Genomic DNA, 1,019 nt, shown 5'->3' with positions numbered 1-1,019 from the left:
GTGGGGGCGGCGATGACGGGGGACGGGCAGTTGCCGGTCGCCGAAGCCCCTGGGGTGCGGGGTGACCAGACCTTCGATGCGTGGCTCGCGGAGCAGGTCGCGCGGGGGCGCCGGCTTGCTCAGGGAGGGTGAGACCGCCGTGTCCGATTCATCACCGTCACCACATGGTCTGGGTCGGGATCCCGCCCTCGGCTCGACCCTCGGTTCGCTCATGGCCGAGCGTCGGCGGCTGCTCGACCTCGGGTACCGGATGCTCGGTTCGGTGCAGGACGCCGAGGATGTCGTACAGGAGACGTACGCCCGTTGGTACGCGCTGTCCGAGGAGGAGCAGCGGGCGATCGACGTGCCGATGGCGTGGCTGACCCGGGTCGCCTCGCGGATCTGCCTCGACCAGTTGGGCTCGGCGCGGGCGCGGCGGGAGCGGTACACCGGGGAGTGGCTGCCGGAGCCGGTGCGGCACGGGGCCGGGTGGACCAGTACGGGGGGTGCGGGCGCGGACGATCCCGCCGACCGGATCACCCTCGACGAGTCGGTCAGCATGGGGATGCTGGTGCTGCTCGACTCGATAACTCCCGCCGAGCGGGTCGCCTTCGTCCTGCACGACGTGTTCGGGTTGCCGTTCACCGAGATCGCCGAGACGGTGGGCCGTACGCCCGCGGCCTGCCGCCAACTCGCCTCCTCCGCACGCGGGCGCCTGGCCCGGCGCCCGCCCGGCAGCAGTACGGCGGAGGAACACGGACGGGTCGTCTCCGCGTTCCGCGAGGCCTGCGAGACCGGTGACCTCGACGCGCTGGTCGCCCTCCTCGACCCCGCGGTCGAGTCGCGCAGCGACGGCGGCGGCAAGGTGCGGGCGGCGCTGCGTCCGGTCGTCGGCCGCGACAAGGTGGCCCGCCTCTTCCTCGGCCTCATGCGACGGGAACCCGAGGTGGAACTCGTCGAGGACGACGTCAACGGGACGCCCGGGGTGGCGGTGCGGATCGGGGGGACCACGTTCGCCGTGCTCGCGGTGGGGGTGGGGG

The 1,019-nt window shown here is 73.3% G+C and carries 1 protein-coding gene; it reads left to right on the top strand.

What is annotated here, in order from left to right; all coding sequences use genetic code 11:
- Positions 1-211: 211 nt before the first annotated feature.
- Positions 212-1,019, top strand: an 808-nt coding sequence (gene sigJ / locus JHN63_RS51365; protein ID WP_234478968.1) for an RNA polymerase sigma factor SigJ, incomplete at its 3' end; no start/stop codon positions are given.

It is taken from the genome of Streptomyces sp. MBT65, assembly GCF_016612545.1.
Lineage (GTDB): Bacteria > Actinomycetota > Actinomycetes > Streptomycetales > Streptomycetaceae > Streptomyces.
The sequence above is the reverse complement of the archived record's forward strand: the minus strand, read 5'-3'. Positions and strand labels throughout refer to the sequence as shown.